This is a genomic window from Kocuria sp. MNB10 (genome assembly GCF_054073685.1).
This window is the reverse complement of sequence record NZ_CM133411.1, coordinates 778,430-796,549: the sequence shown is the minus strand read 5'-3', so window position 1 is coordinate 796,549 and position 18,120 is coordinate 778,430. Positions and strand designations below refer to the sequence as shown.

The window sequence follows — 18,120 nt, the reverse complement described above, 5'->3', positions numbered from 1 at the left end:
GGGTCAGCCCAGCGGTGACGGGCTCTGCGAAGAGTCCGGGGTGAGGGGGTCCGAGCCCACGGAACCGCGTGCCCGGGCGATGCCCGCCATGAGGTGGTAGACCACCAGGGCGGCGGCGGTGCCCAGGGCGATGCCCGCGAAGTCGAGCCCGGCCACGGACCAGGAGTAGTCGCCGATGCCCACGATCATGGCGATCGCCGCGGTCGTGAGGTTGACCGGGTTGGAGAAGTCCACGCGGTTCTGCACCCAGATCCGCACGCCCAGCATGCCGATCATGCCGTACAGCACCGTGGCCGCTCCGCCCAGCACACCCTGGGGGACCGTGGCCACCGCGGCGCCGAAGACGGGCAGCACGCTCAGCAGGATCGCGACGAGCGCGGCCACCCAGTACGCGGCGGTCGAGTAGACGCGCGTGGCGGCCATGACTCCGATGTTCTCCGCGTACGTGGTGGTACCCGAACCGCCGCCGGAGCCCGCGATCATGGTGGCCAGACCGTCCGAGATGATGGCGCGGCCCATGTAGGGGTCCAGGTCGTCGCCGGTCATCAGCGCCACGGACTTCACGTGACCGATGTTCTCCGCCACGAGCACCAGGATCACCGGGATGAACAACCCGGCCAGGTTGAGGTGGAACTCGGGGGAGTGGAACTGGGGCAGGCCGAACACGCCTTGTTCATCCCATGCGGCCTGGATCGAGGTGAAGTCCACCTCACCGCGGATCACGGCGGTGACATAGCCAATCGCCACGCCCAGGAGGATGGACAGGCGGCCCAGCAGCCCGCGGAACAACACCGAGATCAGGATGATCGAACCCAGGGTCACGAGGGCCGTGACGGGTGCCGCGGTGAAGTTCTGCTTGGCGGAGGGGGCCAGGTTGAAACCGATGAGGGCCACGATGGTGCCCGTGACGGCCGGCGGCATGAGCTTCTGCAGCCACCCCGTGCCCGCGATCTGCACGATCACGCCGATCAGGAACAGCGCGGCACCGGCCATGATCACGCCGCCGAGCGCCCCGCCCGGACCGTACTGGTTCACGGACGCGGTGATCGGGGCGATGAACGCGAACGAGGACCCCAAGTAGCTGGGCACCCGCCCCGCCGTGATCACCAGGAACAGCACCGTGCCGATGCCGGAGAAGAACAACGTGGTGGCCGGGGGGAAGCCGGTGAGCAGCGGCACCAGGAACGTGGCGCCGAACATCGCCACCACGTGCTGCGCGCCGATCGAGATGGTCCGCGGCCACGCCAGCCGCTCCCGCGGGGTCACCACGTCCCCCGGGGCCACGTGCTTGCCGTCCCCGTGCAGCCGCCAGTTCAGGCCCAGGCGCTCGACGACGCCGCCGCGCCGGTCCTGCTTGCGTGGCTCGTGCTGCTCGTCCTGCGGCGGCGGGGTGTGGTCGGGGGAAACCGGCGAACTCATGGGTGCTCCTTGTCCTGGGCGGGCCGTGGGTGCCGCCCCGAGGATTCTAGTGCGCGGGTGGGGGCCCGACTGGTGATGCGGGGCCAACGCGCGGTGGTGAGGTGCCGCGGGAGGTGGCCGTACGGCGTCGTCGGCGCCTGGCGAGAAATCTACGGGCGAGTAGGGTAAATGACGGGGGCCACGCCCGTGGCCACCGGGCCCGCGGGAGGCCGACTCGCGCGAGCGTGACTCACACAGGAGTGGGGGAGGACATCATGGCTGAACTGACCAACGTGACCGTGATCGGATCCGGGGTGCTCGGATCGCAGATCGCGTTCCAGGCGGCGTACTTCGGCAAGACCGTGACCGTGTACGACATCAGCGAGGAGATCGTCGGGGCGCTGCCCGGCAAGTGGGAGAAGCTGTCCCTGCTGTACACGCGGGACGTGGCGGCCACCCCCGAGCAGCTGGAGGCGGCCAAGGCCCGGTTGAGCGGCACCACGGACCTCACTGCGGCGCTCGCGGACGCGGACATCGTGATCGAGGCCGTCCCGGAGAACCTGGAGCTCAAGAAGAAGGTGTGGGCCCAGATCGGACAGGCGGCACCGGAGAAGACCATTCTCTGCACCAACTCCTCCACGCTGCTGCCCAGTGACATTGCCGAGTCCACAGGCCACCCGGAGCGGTTCCTGGCGCTGCACTTCGCCAACGAGGTGTGGCGCAACAACACCGGTGAGGTCATGGGGCACGCGGGCACGGACCCCGCCGCGGCCGAGGCCGTCCTGGAGTTCGCCGGGCAGATCGGGATGGTGCCCATCCACATCAAGAAGGAGCAGGCGGGCTACATCCTCAACACCCTGTTGGTGCCGTTCCTGACGGCGGCATCGCACCTGTGGGTCAACGACATCGCACAGGCCGAGGACATCGACAAGACCTGGCGCACCGCCACCGGCTCTCCCCTGGGCCCGTTCCAGATCCTGGACCACGTGGGCATGGAGACCTATTACCAGATCAACATGAATGCGGGGACCGAGGAGTCCCAGCGGGTTGCGGAACGCGTGAAGCGGGAGTTCATCGACCAGGGTCACATGGGGCGCAGCTCCGGGCAGGGGTTCTACACGTACGAGTGAACCCCCGGCCGAGCCCGGTGTGGAGCCCGGCACGGCCGCGGCCTACGATGGGCAATAACGGAGCACATGCAGATCTGAGCGCCATTTTCTGCGTTTGCTCCGTTATTGCGCGCCTCCTGCGGGAGTCATTCCGCCGCAGCGGCCCGGCGCGCAGGCGCGTCACCGTCGCACGGCCTGACGACGTCGCACGGTGACCCCTCGCACCCAGCCGACGGCGCGGCGTCGCCGGGTGCCGCGCCACCCGAAGCGACCCCGGGCACACCCCGGGCGCGGCCCCCGGAGGGGGTGCAGCGTCGTCGTCGCCGTCTGTCATCCCCGGCGCGAACGCCGCGGGGCGCACCCTTGGGGACGTCCCCGGAGGGCCGCTAGGCTTAACGCGTGCACCCCGCAGAGCTGAGCCCGTCCACCCAGGACTACCTGAAGACCATCTGGCGGCTGGGCGAGTGGGAGCCGGAGCGGGTGACCACCACGTCGCTGGCCGCGCGAATGGGTCTGGCGGCCTCCACCGTGTCCGAGGCGCTGAAGAAGCTCACCGCACAGGGCCTGGTGACCCGGCCCGCATACGGGGTCGTGGAGCTGACCGCCGAGGGACGTGACGTGGCCGTGCACATGGTGCGCCGCCACCGCATCCTGGAGATGTTCCTGGCCACCGAGCTGGGTTACGCGTGGGACGAGATCCACGACGAGGCCGAGGTTCTCGAGCATGCCGTCACCGACCGATTCATCGACCGTGTGGACGCCAAGCTCGGCCACCCGTCCGAGGACCCGCACGGGGATGCGATCCCCTCGCGGGACGGGGTGATCACTCCCGCCCCGGCCGTTCCGCTCGGGGACGTCACCCACCCGGAGCCCGTGCGGGTCACGCGCGTCTCGGACGAGAGCCCTGAGACCCTGCGGGTGCTCGCGGAGGCCGAGATTCGGCCGGGCGCGGTGCTGCGGGTGCTCCCGGGTCCGGACCGCAGCGCCACGGTGCGCGTGCGCGTAGCCGGCGGGGGCACGACGCCGGGCGGTGACGTCCCGGGGGGCAGCTCGCCCGCAGCTCTGGCGATGCAGGGGCCGCCCGACGTTGTGGGCACGGTAGCGTCCGGTGGGGTCACGGTGGAACTCGGCATCCTCGTGGCGGAGGCCGTCTGGGTGCAGGCCCTCACCCACGCGAGCTGAACGGGACAGGCGCTCCCCGGCCCGGCTGCGGACAGCATCAGGCTCGCGCTGGACCGAGCGGCGCCGCCTCGGACAGTCGGCTCCCCTGCTGCGCCCGGCGCCGTGGCGGGCCCACAAGGTGAACAGCAGGTGACCGGAACATGTCCTACCCTTGAAGGAACACGAATATGTAGGCGGCGGCACACCATGCCCGGGCCGCGGCGGTGCCGGCTGGCACCGGTGATCGAGGAGCACGAGGTCCACAACATGTCCGAGGGTTTTCTGCGTGCGAGCAGACGGCTGGGCCGGTGGACGGGCCGAGGCCTCTGCTACGGCCTGATCTGGCTGGGACTGACCCTGCTCGCGGCGGGCGGGATCATCCGGCACTACTGGGGTCAGATCTCCGTGGGGCAGATGCGCATGAACCTGGTGTCCGTGCAGACGGACGGCGGCGGCGGGTCGATCGTGTGGGTCTCGGTGCTGCTGATCGGCGTGCTTCCCGTGTTGCTGACCTTGGCGGTCGCGCTGGGCCGGTGGGTGTGGCGGCGCCGCCGCCTGTCCGGGCACATTGCGCGCGCCCCGCGCGGCGTGGTCCGATCCGTCTCCGCGATCGCGGTGGCTGCGGTGGTGGTGGGGGGTACCGCGAGCTTCGCGTCCGCGGTGGACCTGCCCCGCTACGTCAAGGCCGCCAAGTTCCCGCACGACATCGGATCGCACTACGTGCAGCCCACTGTCACCGGGGACGCGGGCAAGCGCAACCTGGTGGTGGTCTACCTCGAGTCGGGGGAGCAGACCCTCGCGGACGACCAGCTGTTCGAGAAGAATGCGTTCAAGCCCCTGGAGGACGTCACCCGCGCGGAGGACGGCTGGCGCAGCGTCACCGACCTCCAGCAGTACGAGGGCGGCGGCTGGACCATGGCCGGGCTCACATCCACCCAGTGCGGCATTCCCCTCAAGAGCTCGGGGGAGGGCATCAGCTCGAGTGACATCGGCGCCGGGATGGAGCAGTACCTGGGAGGCGTTACGTGTCTGGGGGACGTGCTGCAGAACCACGGCTACACCAGCACGTTCCTGGGCGGGGCCAACTCCTCGTTCGCCGGCAAGGACGCCTTCCTGCGATCGCACGGCTACACGGAGGACAAGGGGCTCGCGGACTGGCGGGCCGCCGGCGAGCCGGAGCAGAACTTCCGCGGCGACTGGGGGCTCAGCGACGAGCGGCTCATGGCCCACGCGAAGGACGAGGTGGACCGTCTGCACGCCCGCTCCGAGCGCACGGGCCAGCCGTTTAACCTGTCCATGCTGACCCTGGACACCCACGAACCGGTGCACGTCTACGACTCCTGCGGCGTGGACACCCAGAACCAGGTGACCTCGGTGTTCGCGTGCTCCATGACGCAGGTGGCGGGCTTCATCGAGCACATGAGGGTCCAGGGCTACCTGGAGGACACCTCCGTGGTGGTCATGGGGGACCACCTCAAGCACATGAGCGCCGGGGACGCGTTCCACGAGCAGCTGGACCACCACCCCAACCGCACCATCTTCAACCGCGTGTGGATCCCGGGGGAGTCCTCGGACCAGCCCCTGCGGGCGGGCGCGGACCAGCTGTCCATGTACCCCACCCTCCTCGAGGCCGCCGGTCTCTCCGTGCACGACGGCGCCGCGGGCCTCGGCGTGTCCGTGCGCCGCCAGACGCCCCCCGAGGGCTCCGTCCAGGCATTGGCACCGGAGGACTACCGGGACTTGCTGGACTCGCTGTCCTCGGACTTCTACGCCCGGGCCTGGGACGGGCGAAACCCGGTGGGCTAATTCGAGGCGCGGGAACCCCTGGCCTCGGACACCGCCGTGCGCGCCCGGGCGCGGAGCTGGACCGCTCCGTCCCGGGCGCGACGCATTCCCCGGTACGCCGCGTAGCGGGCACGGCCGACGGGCACGTCCCATGTGCCGCCCAGTGCCACGTCCGCGCCCCCGAAGGAGCGCTTGAACGCGCTGAAGCCCGTCCACGGATGATCGGGTCGGCTCAGGGGCGCGATCCCGAAGAGGTCGCCGACCGACTGACCCTGCGCGGCGGCGTCGAGCAGCGCCTGGGCGATCAGCGGCTGGTTGGGTCGCAGCTTGCGCACCGCCGCGTCCATGCCGGAGTGCGCGAAGATCCGCGTGGTGGGGGAGTCGTAGGTGAGCAGGGCGCTGACCACCGTGCCGTCCACGGAGCTCAGGTACGCCGTGCAGCTGCCGGGCGGTCCCAGGGAGCGGGCCGCAGTGCGCAGGTACTCGGAGGTGTGGGCCGTGAACCCCTTGCGCCCCGCGGTGCGGTGCAGCAGCTCGATCACGGTATCCGCGGCGCTGGGGTGCGAGCTGGACGAGAGGGTGAGACCCTTGTCCCGGTGCCGGCGCCACAGGTTGCGGTTGGTGCCCGTCATGGCCTTGAGGATCGCCTCGGGCGGACGGGTGAGATCCACCCAGCGGGTGTGGGCGGGCTGGATGTCACGCGGAGCGGGGCGGGCGCCGTGCGCCCGGAGCAGGGCCACCAGGGAGGCCGCCGTGGCGTTCTGTCGCTGCACCGCGTCCCCGAAGGGCGTCTGCGCGGGAGCAGGCAGCTGCGGTTCCACCCGCAGCCACCCCACGGACTCGGCGCGGGCGGCCTCCCGCAGGGCCTCGAGAGCGTCCGGGAGCGCTGCCGGATGCTGCAGCACGGGCCCGTAGGGCGCGTACCAGATCCGGCCGGCGCGGGATCGCTCCTCCACCACCAAGGCATCCCATCCGGGCCCGTGGAGCCTGTGGGTGGTACGCCCCAGATCGGTCTGGAAACGCTCCCAGGGCTCGGACTGCAACATGCTGGATGGGCCCAGAGGACTCGTGGAATCCGGGCGGGCGGGGGTGGAGCTCATGCGGGGGTGTCATCCTTCGGTGATGTGCCCCCGGGGCGAGGGGTCTGCCACGGTGCCGCGAGGGTCGCCCCTCATTGAATACGCGTACTTATCATCGGTCAACACCTCCTCCCGCACCCGCCCGGTGCGGGAGGCGTTCCAACCTCAGCCAATCACTGAATCCACGAGCGCCTTGGCCTCCTTCTGGACCTGCGCCAAATGCTCCGCGCCCTTGAACGACTCCGCGTAGATCTTGTACACGTCCTCGGTCCCGGACGGCCGGGCCGCGAACCACGCGGATTCCGTGACCACCTTCAGCCCGCCCACAGTGGCGCCGTTACCCGGCGCCTCGGTGAGCTTGGCGATGATGGGTTCCCCGGCGAGGGTCTCCGCGGTGACCTGCTCGGCGGACAGCTTCTTCAGCGCGGCCTTCTGCTCGCGATCGGCCGGGGCGTCGATGCGCTCGTACACCGGATCCCCGAACTGCTCGGTGAGTTCGACGTAGCGCTGCGACGGCGTCTTGCCCGTGCGTGCGGTGATCTCCGCGGCGAGCAGCGCCAGGATGATGCCGTCCTTGTCAGTGGTCCACGCGGAACCGTCCATCCGAAGGAAGGACGCGCCCGCGGATTCCTCCCCGCCGAAGCCGATGGATCCGTCCAGCAGACCGGGCACGAACCACTTGAAGCCCACGGGGACCTCCACCAACCGGCGGCCCAGCGAGTCGGCCACGCGGTCGATGATCGAGGACGACACCAGGGTCTTGCCGATCCCGGCTTCCGGGGACCACCCGGAACGGTTGCGGTAGAGGTAGTCGATGGCCACGGCCAGGTAGTGGTTGGGATTCATGAGCCCGGCATCCGGGGTCACGATGCCGTGCCGGTCGCTGTCGGCGTCGTTGCCGGTCGCGATGTCGTACTCGTCCCGGTTGCCGATCAGGGACGCCATGGCCGAGGGGGAGGAGCAATCCATGCGGATCTTCTCGTCCCAGTCCAGCGTCATGAACGCCCACTGCGGGTCCACCTCGGGGTTGACCACGGTCAGGTTCAGCCCGAAGCGCTCGCCGATCTCCTGCCAGTACGCCACGGACGCCGAGCCCATGGGATCCGCGCCGATGTGCAGCCCGGATTCCTTGATGGCTTCGAGGTCGATGATTTCCGGCAGCGCGGAGACGTAGCTGTCCAAAAAGTCGAAGGTCCCGGTGGTCTCCGCGGCGGCGGCCTCCTCCAGGGGCACCCGCTCCACACCATCGAGGCCCGCCGCAATGAGGTCGTTGGCGCGGTTCGCGATCCACTCGGTGGCGTCCGTGTCCGCGGGGCCGCCGTGCGGGGGGTTGTACTTGAAGCCGCCGTCCGTGGGCGGGTTGTGGGACGGGGTGATCACGATGCCATCCGCGCGGTCCTCGGGCTCGGAGGCGTTGTACGTGAGGATCGCGTGGGACAGCGCCGGGGTGGGCGTGAAGCCGTCCCGGGAGTCCAGCAGGGTGCGCACGCCGTTGGCCGCGAGCACCTGCAGCGCGGTGTCCTGCGCGGGTCCGGACAGCGCGTGCGTGTCCTTGCCCATGAACAGTGGCCCGGTGATGCCCTGCGCGGTGCGGTACTCCACGATCGCCTGCGTGATCGCGGCGATGTGGTGCTCGTTGAACGAGGTCTTCAGTGAGGACCCGCGGTGCCCGGAGGTGCCGAACACCACGCGCTGGTCAGGATCGTCCGCGTCCGGGACGCGGTCGAAGTACGCGGCCAGGAGCTGGTCGATGTCCACGAGGTCACTGGGTTGGGCGACGGTGCCCGCACGGTTGGTCATGGTTCAAACCTAGTCCCGATCGCGGCGCCCGTCAGTCGTTTTCCGCAGGTTTCCGCGCACCGCACGCCGGGGCCTGAACGGCCGGTGGCAGCGGGCTCGCAGCTCGCGTTCAGAGCAGGTGCCGTCAGGCCACCAGGGACGCGCGCGGCGTGGTCGGCGGGTCCAACTGCGCCGCGAGCGCGAGCAGCCACGCCTCGGACGACGCCGCTCCCACCAGGTGCACGCCCATGGGCACCGGCCCGGGATAGTTGCCTCGCTCGGGTGTAGCCCACGTGGTGGGGATCGTGATCGCGGGCAGCCCCACCACGTTGATCAGGGAGGTCCACGGGGTGTACTGGCATTGCCGCATATAATCCTGCTCGGCACCGGCGGGGTCGGTGATGTCGAAGCCCTCGTAGAACCAGCCGATCGGGCGCGGGGGCATGGCCAGCGCCGGAGTGAGGATCATGTCGTACTGGGCATATTGGCTGATCACATTGGCCTCGATGTCCCGCAGGACCGCCACGGCATCGGCGAGATCCACCGCGGACCGTGTCAGCGCGCGGTCCCGGAACGCCCGGGCCAGGCCCGTGAGCTGTCCTTCCTGCCCGGTTAGCGGCAGCTGCCCCATGACGGTGCTCCACAGCCGGAAGAACGCGTCCGGGTAGGCCGGGTCGTAGGAGATCCGGGCGTCGACGACGTCGTGCCCCGCCCGCTCGAGGCGCCGCACCCCGTCGTCGAGCGCGGCACGCGCCTCGAGTGATACGGAGATGTCGTACGTCTCGTCGAAGGGCGACGCCGTGCTGACACCGATCCGCAGCGGGCGCTCACCCCACGGCATCCGCCCGGCCAGGGCGGCGTCGACCACTGCCGTGAAGGACGGCTCGGGCGCGGCCCATACGGGACGGTCGATCCGATCGTGTCCGGGGGTGTGGCACAGCACGTCCATGAACAGGGCGGCATCCCTGGCGGTGCGCGTGATGGGGCCGTTGACCCCAAGTTGTCCCACGTTGGACAGGGCGTCGTTGCTCGGGACACGCCCACGATTGGGTTTCAGGCCGATGAGTCCGCAGGCCGCCGCGGGGATCCGGATGGAGCCGCCGCCGTCGGAACCCACGGCCCCGGGCAGGATCCCCGCGGCCACGGCGGCCGCTTGACCCCCGGAGGACCCGCCAGGGGAGCAGTCCAGGGCGAACGGGTTGCGGGCCGGAGGGAAAGCGCGATTCTCCGAATAGCAATTGAGCAGGAACTCGGGGACCTGGGTCTTGCCGAGGATCACCGCACCGGAGGCTTCGAGGGTCGCGGCGAGCGGCTCGGATACGGCGGCGGGCGGCACGGTACCGGTCTCGTCCCGCGTGGTCAGTGAACCCCACGTGGTGGGCATCCCGGCGACGTCGTGCCCGTCCTTGAGCGCGGTGGGGATACCCAGCAGGGCGGGGAGCTCGGAGGCATCCTCCTCGGAGTCGCCTCGGGCGCTCGAGAGCCGCTCGTCCGCGCTGCGGGCCCGCTCGAGGGTGGCCTCTGGGGCCACATGGACGAAGGCCCCCAAGTGCGCGTTGAGCTCGGTTATCCGCTCGAGCGTCCGCCGGGTCAGCTCCTCGCTCGTCACCTCCCCGCGGCGCAGGGCGGCAACGGTCTCGGTCAACGTGGGGAAGTGTTCCACCGTGTCCTCCATGGCGTTCGGGACGTGTGCGGGGACCCCAGCCTAACCATTGCGCGTCATGAAGTTCTCAGAGCGGGGGCGGCGCTGCCGAGGACGGTCGGACCGACACTGCCTGGGAAAGGTTCTCGAGGACTCGTACCCGGGAATCGAACCAGTCCAACCCTCTGAGCTCCGTCATGAACGCCTGTTCGATCCCGACGCCAAAATCGCCGCAGTATGCTCGAATTTCCCCTCACGCATCACACCGAGAAAGTAGATCCCCCATGAAACGGTCGCTCTCCGTCGCGGTTTTGGCCTTCGTCGTTGTGACTGTTGCAGGTATGTGGCGGCATTCTTGCTGAGATACGTGGCGGCAAGGGCCGTCCATCCAGGAACGACACTGTCCGCAAGCTGGGGCCAGCAACGATCGCCAGGACGTCGGCATCGACAATGGCCGGAGATCTCTTTGTGGTGGAGGCTGCCGATCAGGAAGCGTGGTTAGAAACCGAAGGCCCCGCCGCTGATCAGGATGAAGAAACCCAAGCCGATCAGCACGATGGGGAACAGGATGTGTTCCCAGCGCTCCAGGACCTCGGCGATCGGTCGGCGGGTGGCGACGAACTTGGCCAGGCCCACCAGCACCGCGACCAGGGCCAGGAACACGATGCAGTAGGCAGCCACAGCCCCCGGGCCGACGCTGAGGAAGGCCGGGGCGTAGACGCCGATGTTGTCCCCGCCGTTGGCGAAGGTCACCCCGGCCACGGTCCAGACGGCGACATTCTTGCCCTCGATCTTGGCGTCGTCATTATCGTCTTCGCCTCTGCGCCACCCCTGCCAGGCCGCCCACACTCCCAGGCCCAGCGGGATGAGCCCGAAGTAGGGGATGACCCCCGGGGGCAAGAACGCGCCCGCGCCTAAGGACACGAGCACTGCCGCACCCAGGATGCCGGCGAAGCCGAGGTACTGGCCGACCAGGATTCGGACGGTGGTCCCACGCTGGCCCGCACCACGGCCGAAGAACAGGGATAGCACGATGATGTCGTCGATGTTGGTAACCAGGAACAGACCGATCGCCTGGAGGGTTGAGGACAGGATCACGCGCCCACCCCCTTCTCGCAGCAGCCGGGCACGGAGCAGGCCGGGTCCAGGCACGGGGCACTCTCATCCACCGCGAGGGTGACCTCGACCAGAGCAGTCAGCGCCCGCGCCAGGTGTGCATCGGCGATCTCGTACCGGGTCTGGCGGCCCTCGGCCACGGCGACCGCGATCCCGCAGTCCCGCAAGCACGCCAGGTGGTTCGACACGTTCGACCGGGTCAGCCCCAAGTCCCGCGCCAGTTCGGCCGGGTAGGCCGGCCGTTCCAGCAAGGTCATCAGGATCCGCGACCGGGTGGGGTCGGCCATCGCCCGGCCCAACCGGTTCATCACGTCAACACGAGAAACAATAGTCAGCATTCACTGAACTATACAGTATGAACTGAACTTACAGTGTCGCCTCGTAAAGCTATAGGTTGATTAGACGTTCAGCGCGCGGTTGGCCTCAGGTTCATTCCCTGCGTGAATGGGCACCCGGAAGTGTCTCGCTAAGTCGTCTCGACGAAAAGCGCCTCAGGGTGGTGACTTCCAGGACTTTCTGCACCATGCTGAGGGTATGAGGCAGCTGGGATACACCCGCGTGAGTACGGCAACTCAGGATGCGCAGCTGCAAGTCGATGCGCTGGTGGATGCCGGGGTGCAGAAGCGGGACGTGTTCTCGGATGTGACCTCGGGTAGCCGGACCGCGATCGAGCGACCGGGGATGAAGCGGCTGCTCGACTACGCCCAGGACGGTGACACCGTGGTGGGCTGGCGTATCGACCGGCTCGGCCGGTCCCTCATCGATGTCCTGAACACGGTCACGCTGCTACGCGGGCAAGGCGTGAAGATTAGATCGGTCTCGGACGGAATCGACCCGGAGACGACGTCGGGCCGGATGATGATGGGCATGCTCGCCACGTTGGCCGAGTATGAGCGCGAGCTGATCACCGAGCGTGTCAATGCCGGGATCGCCGCGGCGAAGCAGAACGGTACCCGCCTCGGCCGACCTCCGGTCGACCCGGCCGTGGTCGCAGAGAAGCTCGACATCGCCGCCGATGCGCGCGCGAAGGGCCGCACCGCCGAAGACGCCGCCCGACTCGTCGGCTGGTCGCGGGCGACGCTGTATCGCCACCAGCAGGCGGCCCGCGCCCGAGCAGCTGTCGCCGAGCAGGTGTGAGATGGACGGGGCGGCGCGGTGGCGCATCCTGCGGCTGCACGTCGAGGACGGCATCGCGCTGACCGCCCTGGCCCGCGAGACCGGGATCGGGCTGCGCACCTTGGAGCGCTGGCACGCCCGCTACCGCATTGACGGGTATGCGGGCCTGAGCACAGGACAGCGCTCGGATGCCGGTACTCACCATCTTCCCGCGGAGCTCGTGCGGTTGATCGAGGGCCTGGCGCTGAGCAAACCCCGCCCCGCGATCGCCACTCTCCACCGCGGGGTCACCCGTATCTGCGGTACCCGAGGGTGGCTGGCGCCTTCCTACGGCGTGGTCCGCTCGATCGTGGCGGCCCTGGATCCGGGAATGGTCACTCTCGCCCTGGAGGGCGCGGGGTCCTACCGTGACAAGTACGAGCTGGTGTTGCGCCGGCAGGCCGAGCACCCGAATGCGATGTGGCAGAGCGACCACACGTTGCTCGACATCCTCGTGGTGGGCACCGACGGCAAGCCCGCCCGGCCGTGGCTGACGGCGATCATTGACGATAGCTCCCGCGCGATCTGCGGCTACACCGTCTTTCTCGGTGCGCCCTCGGCGATGAACACTGCGCTGGCGCTGAGGCAGGCGATCTGGCACAAGCCCGACCCGGCGTGGCCGATGTGCGGCCTGCCGGACGTGCTCTACGTCGACCACGGCAGCGACTTCATCAGCTACCACCTCACCCGCACCACCGTCGACCTCCATATCCGGCTGATCCACTCCACCGTCGCCTGCCCCCAGGGCCGCGGCAAGATCGAACGGTTCTTCGGCACCGTCAACACCGAGCTTCTCGCTGACCTGCCCGGCTACATCACCGAGGGCCACCTTGCTCCGACGCCGAAGCTGTCGCTGGCCGAGCTCGACAGCGCCCTGGAGGGGTTCGTGGCCACCTACAACGACCGGTCGCACAGCGAGCTTGACACCTCGCCGCGCAGTGCGTGGATCGCCGAGGGCTGGCTGCCGCGCATGCCCGAGAGCCTCGAAGATCTCGACGGGCTGCTGCTCACGGTTGCCCAGTCCCGGGTGGTGCACCGCGATGGCATCCGCTTCCAGGGGCTGCGCTACGTCTCCCCGACGCTGGCCGGCTACGTCGGACGGCCCGTGGTGATCCGCTACGACCCGCGCGATATCACCGAGATCCGCGTCTTTGACCATGACGAGTTTCTCTGCAAGGCCGTGAACCAGGAGCACCAGGCCCAGAAGATCGGCCTCAAGAAGATCCAGGCTGCCCGCAACGCCCGCCGTCGAGCCCTGCGCCAAGGTATCAATGAACGCATCGCCGTCGTAGCCGCACACACCACCGAGGCGCCGCTGACAGCCGAGCCGCCGGCCCCCGCGCCAGCACCGAGGCGGAAGCTGAAGGTCTACAGGGAGGACCTGATGTGAGCCAGCGCTTCATCGTCACCAAGGAGCACCGCCGCTTCACCGAGTTCGCCGACGCTGTGCGCCGCGGCCACACCATCGGCCTGTGCTTCGGACCGGCCGGGGTGGGTAAGACGCTGTCCGCGCGTCGCTACGCACACTGGGAAAAGGCCTACGACCTGCTGACCAACTGGGGGCCGCGCGCCGACAGCGACGCCAAGGTCTACGCCGCCCTGGCTCGGAGTCGTACCGTGCTCTACACCCCCAGCGTGCTCACCACCCCACGGGTGCTCAAGGACGAACTCGCCCAGGCCATCACCCGCACCAACATCTGCATCGAGCAGCACCTGGAGGCGATCGGCCAGATCACCCCGCAGTCGTGGGGATGGCGGCACGACAGGAACCACGTACAGCTGGTGATCGTCGATGAGTCCGAACGGCTCCGCCCCACCGCGCTGGAGCTGCTGCGCGATCGCTACGACCGCGACAACATCGCTCTGATCCTGATCGGCATGCCTGGGCTGGAGAAGCAGTTCAGTCACTACCCGCAGTTCTACAGTCGTGTCGGCTTCGCCCACCAATACCGACCCCTGGGCACGGACGAGCTGCTGTTCGTCCTCCAGCGTCACTGGCGCTCCCTGGGCAAGACCCTCGACCCCGAAGACTTCACCGACGCTCAGGCCATCGCAGCCATCACCCGCATTACCCGCGGGAACTTCCGACTGCTGGAGAGGCTCTTCCCGCAGATCGAGCGCGTCATGAAGATCAACGAGCTCGACACCATCACCAACGATGTCATCGAAGCAGCCGCCAGCACCCTCGTTATCGGTACCACCTGAGGCCGCTACGAAGCATCAACAGAACCCCGCCATTTACCGGCAAGAGTCACAGAGCCCCCGAGGCAAAGGTGCCCGTCGGCAGCAATGATCGGCTGGCTGAGCTCTACGGCACCACGCTGAAGGGCAATGACATCAATTTCCGCATTTTCAGCCCGAATGCCCAGAAAGAACTCAACGCCGTGATGCCTCCCCAGCTCAATGACGCATGGGGCGCATTGTGTTCACATGCCGCCACCCAGGAACAGCTCATGGAGACTGGCGTCAACGCCAACGGCCACAATTGGCGGCCCTTCCAGTACGCGGTGACTGAGAGCGGTGCGCCCCCACTCAGCGGCGATGCGAAGTCCAAAGAATATGAGGCGGCCTCGCTGGCGGAACTTTCTCACGGGGGATCCTGCGCCGTCATCCAGTCACCGGACACATCTGCTGCCACCAAAACCAGCGTCGCCTCCGTGGGCCACTACCTGGGCAACTCGACTCTGGAAGCCACGGTGTACGTGAGGTAGCCTCCGGGCTCCGGACCGGACGCCCCCTGGGGAACTGTGGGGGGTAGAGCCCGCCTTCGGGCTGACTGCGGCTCAGTCGATGTCGTGCGTTTGACGGATACCCCAGCCGTGCGCGCCGGACACGCGAACGGGCGGCCACCGGAACCCCGGTGACCGCCCGCCGTCGTACGCGGTAAACTCAGGAAGCGCGGATCAGGCGCCGGCCGCCTCGATGGCCTTGGCGAAGATCCGTAGGCCCTCGCGTAGCAGGTCGAAGTCGATCACGAGCGGCGGCAGCAGACGCACGTTGTTGCCGAACGTGCCACACGTGAGGATGACGACGCCCTGCTCGAGGCACTTGGCCGCGATCTGCTGGGCGGCGTCCGCGTTGGGTTCCTTGGAACGGGGCTTCACGAACTCGAGCGCCATCATGGCGCCGCGCCCACGCAGCTCGCCCACGATGGGGGAGGACTCTGCCAGGGAGCCGAGCTCCTCCTTGATGATCTTCTCGATCTCGAGGGCACGGTCCGCGAGGTTCCAGTCCTCGATGGTCTCGATCGCGCCGAGAGCGGCGGCGCACGCGACGGGGTTACCGCCGTAGGTGCCGCCCAGGCCGCCACCGTGCACCACGTTCACGAGCTCCGCGCGGCCCACCACTCCGGACAGCGGCATACCGCCGGCGATGCCCTTGGCGAAGGTCACGAGGTCCGGCTCCACACCCTCGTACTCGGAGGAGAACCACTTGCCCGTGCGGGCCACGCCGGCCTGGACCTCGTCCGCGACGAAGACCGCGCCGTTGTCCTTGCACCACTGCGACAGGGCGGGCAGGAAGCCCGGGGCCGGGACGATGAACCCGCCCTCACCCTGGATGGGCTCGATCACGATCGCGGCCACGTTCTCCGCACCCACCTGCTTCTCCACGAGGGTCAGGGCGCGCTTGGCGGCTTCCTCGCCCGTCATGCCCTCCGGATCGCGGAAGGGGTAGGACATGGGAACGCGGTACACCTCGTTGGCGAACGGCCCGAATCCCTGCTTGTACGGCATGACCTTGGAGGTCATGGCCAGGGTCAGGTTGGTGCGGCCGTGGTAGGCGTGGTCGAAGACCACGATCGCGTTGCGCTTCGTGTGCACGCGCGCGATCTTCACGGCGTTCTCCACGGCCTCCGAACCGGAGTTGAACAGCGCGGCGCGCTTGTCGAAGGCCCCAGGGGTCAGGGACGCGATCTTCTCGGCGACCTCCACGTACCCCTCGTAGGGGGTCACCATGAAGCACGTATGGGTGAACTTGCCCACGGCCTCGCGCACCTTCTCCACAACCTTGGGCGCGGTGGCGCCCACGGAGGTCACGGCGATGCCGGAGCCCAGGTCGATGAGCTGGTTGCCGTCCGCGTCCTTGATGATGCCGCCGTCGAGATCGTCCGCGTAGACGGGCACGGAGGAGGCGACGCCGGCCGCGACCGCCTTCTCCCGCCGCGCCGCGAGTTCCTGCGACTTGGGGCCCGGGAGGGCGGTCTTCAGATCGCGCTTCTGCTCGAGCCGGTATTCGATGTCAGCCATGTTCGGTTGCCCTTTCACTACAGCGGCACGGGGACGCGAAAACTCGATAATCGGATCCGCCCCGGAAAGCCCCGGTGATCCGGGGCTCCAGCCGAGGCGGGTCCGTGTGCGGCCGGTGCCGGGAGTTCGGACCCTCGTGGGGCCCTCCTCCCGTCAGACGGGCGCGGGCGTGCTCAGGCCCAGGGCGAGGGCATGCCCATGTACTGCACGGTGGTGTACTCCTCGATGCCCTCGGCGCCGCCCTCGCGGCCCAGGCCCGATTCCTTGACGCCGCCGAACGGCGCCGCGGCGTTGGAGATCACTCCCACGTTCATGCCCAGTAGGCCGTACTCGATGCGGTCGCCGATGCGCAGGGCACGCGAGATGTCCTCGGTGAACACGTAGGACGCCAGGCCGTACTCGGTAGCGTTGGCCAGGCGGACGGCGTCGTCCTCGTCCTTGAACGTGATCACGGGGGCCACGGGGCCGAAGATCTCCTCCTTGAACACGCGGCACTGCTCGGTCACGCCGGTCAGCAGGGTGGGCTCGAAGAAGTACCCCGGTCCGTCCACGGCCTTGCCGCCCACGACGGCCTCGGCGCCGTTGTCGAGCGCGTCCTGGACGAATTCGGCGACGCTGTCGCGGGCCTTCTTCTCGACCAGGGGACCCACGGTGGTGTCCTCCTCGAGACCGTTGCCGGGCTTGAGGGCGTCGAGCTTCTCCGCGAACTTCTTGGAGAACTCGTCCGCGACGGACTCGTGCACCAGGAAGCGGTTGGCTGCGGTGCACGCCTCACCCATGTTGCGCATCTTGGCGGCCATGGCGCCATCCACGGCCTTGTCCAGGTCCGCGTCCTCGAACACGATGAACGGGCCGTTGCCGCCCAGTTCCATGGAGGTACGCAGCACGCGGTCCGCAGCGGTCTTCATGAGCTGCTTGCCCACCGGGGTGGAGCCCGTGAAGGAGATCTTGCGCAGCCGGGGATCCTCCATGATGGGCCCGGAGACGTTGGACGCGGACGCGGAGGACACCACGTTGAGCACACCCGCGGGGATGCCGGCCTCGATCATGAGCTTCGCGAAGAACTGTGAGGTCAGCGGGGTCAGGCGCGCGGGCTTGAGGATCATGGTGCACCCGGCGGCCACCGCGGGGGCCACCTTGCGGGTGGCCATGGCCAGCGGAAAGTTCCACGGGGTGATCAGCAGGCACGGGCCCACGGGCTTGTGGGTCACGATCATCTTGAGGTTGCCCTCGGGGGTGTCCACGTAGCGCCCGTAGTGACGCACGGCCTCCTCGGAGAACCAGCGCAGGAACTCGCCGCCGTAGACGACCTCGCCCTGGGACTCCTTGAACGGCTTGCCCATCTCCAGGGTCATCAGCAGTGCGAGATCGTCCTTGTGCTCCTGGACGAGGTCGAACGTCCTGCGTAGGATCTCGGAACGCTCGCGAGCGCTCGTGCGGGCCCAGGACTCCTGGGCGTTCGCGGCGGCGTCCATGGCCGCGCGCGAGTCCTCCTCGGTCGCGGAGGCTAGCGTGGCCAGCACCTCGCCGGTCGCGGGATTCTCGACGTCGAACGTCCCGCCGTCGGAGGCATCTCGCCACTCGCCGTTGATCAGGAGGCCCTTGGGTGTGGCCTCGAGGACTTCTGAAACCCGGTCTTTGATGCTCAT

15 protein-coding genes are annotated in these 18,120 nt (G+C 68.6%); 7 read left to right on the top strand and 8 right to left on the bottom strand.

Annotation, left to right across the window (positions count from 1 at the left end; genetic code table 11):
• Positions 1-3 precede the first annotated feature (3 nt).
• Positions 4-1,419, bottom strand: coding sequence for a uracil-xanthine permease family protein (locus tag ACW9PK_RS03505; RefSeq protein ID WP_457016532.1), 1,416 nt, complete (start codon positions 1,417-1,419; stop codon positions 4-6).
• A gap of 254 nt (positions 1,420-1,673) precedes the next feature.
• Between ACW9PK_RS03505 and ACW9PK_RS03500 the strand changes: the two genes are divergently transcribed.
• From ACW9PK_RS03500 to ACW9PK_RS03490, 3 genes are all read left to right on the top strand, one after another.
• The gene (locus tag ACW9PK_RS03500) at positions 1,674-2,528 is read left to right on the top strand and encodes a 3-hydroxyacyl-CoA dehydrogenase (protein WP_457016530.1); all 855 of its coding nucleotides are present in this window, start codon (positions 1,674-1,676) and stop codon (positions 2,526-2,528) included.
• 378 nt (positions 2,529-2,906) lie between these two features.
• A complete protein-coding gene (locus ACW9PK_RS03495; RefSeq protein ID WP_064847472.1) occupies positions 2,907-3,689 on the top strand; it encodes a metal-dependent transcriptional regulator in 783 nt (260 codons plus the stop codon).
• Positions 3,690-3,935: 246 nt separating this feature from the next.
• Positions 3,936-5,474, top strand: coding sequence for a sulfatase-like hydrolase/transferase (locus ACW9PK_RS03490; RefSeq protein WP_457016528.1), 1,539 nt, complete (start codon positions 3,936-3,938; stop codon positions 5,472-5,474).
• Here ACW9PK_RS03490 and ACW9PK_RS03485 read toward each other — a convergent pair.
• The 5 genes from ACW9PK_RS03485 to cmtR form a co-directional block, all read right to left on the bottom strand.
• Positions 5,471-6,553, bottom strand: a complete 1,083-nt coding sequence (locus tag ACW9PK_RS03485; protein WP_457016526.1) for a lipid II:glycine glycyltransferase FemX — start codon at positions 6,551-6,553, stop codon at positions 5,471-5,473. The genes ACW9PK_RS03490 and ACW9PK_RS03485 overlap by 4 nt on opposite strands.
• Before the next feature lie 144 nt (positions 6,554-6,697).
• Positions 6,698-8,332, bottom strand: a complete 1,635-nt coding sequence (gene pgm / locus ACW9PK_RS03480) for a phosphoglucomutase (alpha-D-glucose-1,6-bisphosphate-dependent) (RefSeq protein WP_457016524.1) — start codon at positions 8,330-8,332, stop codon at positions 6,698-6,700.
• Between the two features lie 124 nt (positions 8,333-8,456).
• Positions 8,457-9,974 (bottom strand): amidase, encoded by a 1,518-nt coding sequence (locus tag ACW9PK_RS03475; RefSeq protein ID WP_457016522.1) that lies wholly within the window; start codon positions 9,972-9,974, stop codon positions 8,457-8,459.
• 477 nt (positions 9,975-10,451) lie between these two features.
• Positions 10,452-11,051, bottom strand: coding sequence for a cadmium resistance transporter (locus ACW9PK_RS03470; protein WP_457016520.1), 600 nt, complete (start codon positions 11,049-11,051; stop codon positions 10,452-10,454).
• Positions 11,048-11,407, bottom strand: coding sequence for a Cd(II)/Pb(II)-sensing metalloregulatory transcriptional regulator CmtR (gene cmtR, locus ACW9PK_RS03465; RefSeq protein WP_064847475.1), 360 nt, complete (start codon positions 11,405-11,407; stop codon positions 11,048-11,050). Before cmtR ends, ACW9PK_RS03470 begins: the two co-directional genes overlap by 4 nt.
• Positions 11,408-11,603: 196 nt before the next feature.
• Here cmtR and ACW9PK_RS03460 point away from each other — a divergent pair, with 196 nt between their 5' ends.
• From ACW9PK_RS03460 to ACW9PK_RS03445, 4 genes are all read left to right on the top strand, one after another.
• Positions 11,604-12,206: a recombinase family protein gene (locus ACW9PK_RS03460; protein WP_457016518.1), complete on the top strand. Its 603-nt coding sequence runs from the start codon at positions 11,604-11,606 to the stop codon at positions 12,204-12,206.
• 1 nt (position 12,207) lies between these two features.
• On the top strand, positions 12,208-13,614 hold the full coding sequence (locus ACW9PK_RS03455; protein WP_457016516.1) for a Mu transposase C-terminal domain-containing protein: 1,407 nt from the start codon (positions 12,208-12,210) through the stop codon (positions 13,612-13,614).
• A complete protein-coding gene (locus tag ACW9PK_RS03450) occupies positions 13,611-14,429 on the top strand; it encodes an AAA family ATPase (RefSeq protein ID WP_368844817.1) in 819 nt (272 codons plus the stop codon). Before ACW9PK_RS03455 ends, ACW9PK_RS03450 begins: the two co-directional genes overlap by 4 nt.
• A 68-nt stretch (positions 14,430-14,497) precedes the next feature.
• Positions 14,498-14,935, top strand: coding sequence for a hypothetical protein (locus ACW9PK_RS03445; protein ID WP_368844816.1), 438 nt, complete (start codon positions 14,498-14,500; stop codon positions 14,933-14,935).
• Between the two features lie 192 nt (positions 14,936-15,127).
• Here the strand turns inward: ACW9PK_RS03445 and gabT are convergent, their stop codons facing one another.
• Complete coding sequence (gabT, locus tag ACW9PK_RS03440; protein WP_457016513.1) at positions 15,128-16,471, bottom strand: 4-aminobutyrate--2-oxoglutarate transaminase; 1,344 nt, start codon at positions 16,469-16,471, stop codon at positions 15,128-15,130.
• A gap of 173 nt (positions 16,472-16,644) precedes the next feature.
• Entirely contained in the window at positions 16,645-18,120 is a 1,476-nt protein-coding gene (locus tag ACW9PK_RS03435) for an NAD-dependent succinate-semialdehyde dehydrogenase (RefSeq protein ID WP_035959265.1), read from the bottom strand.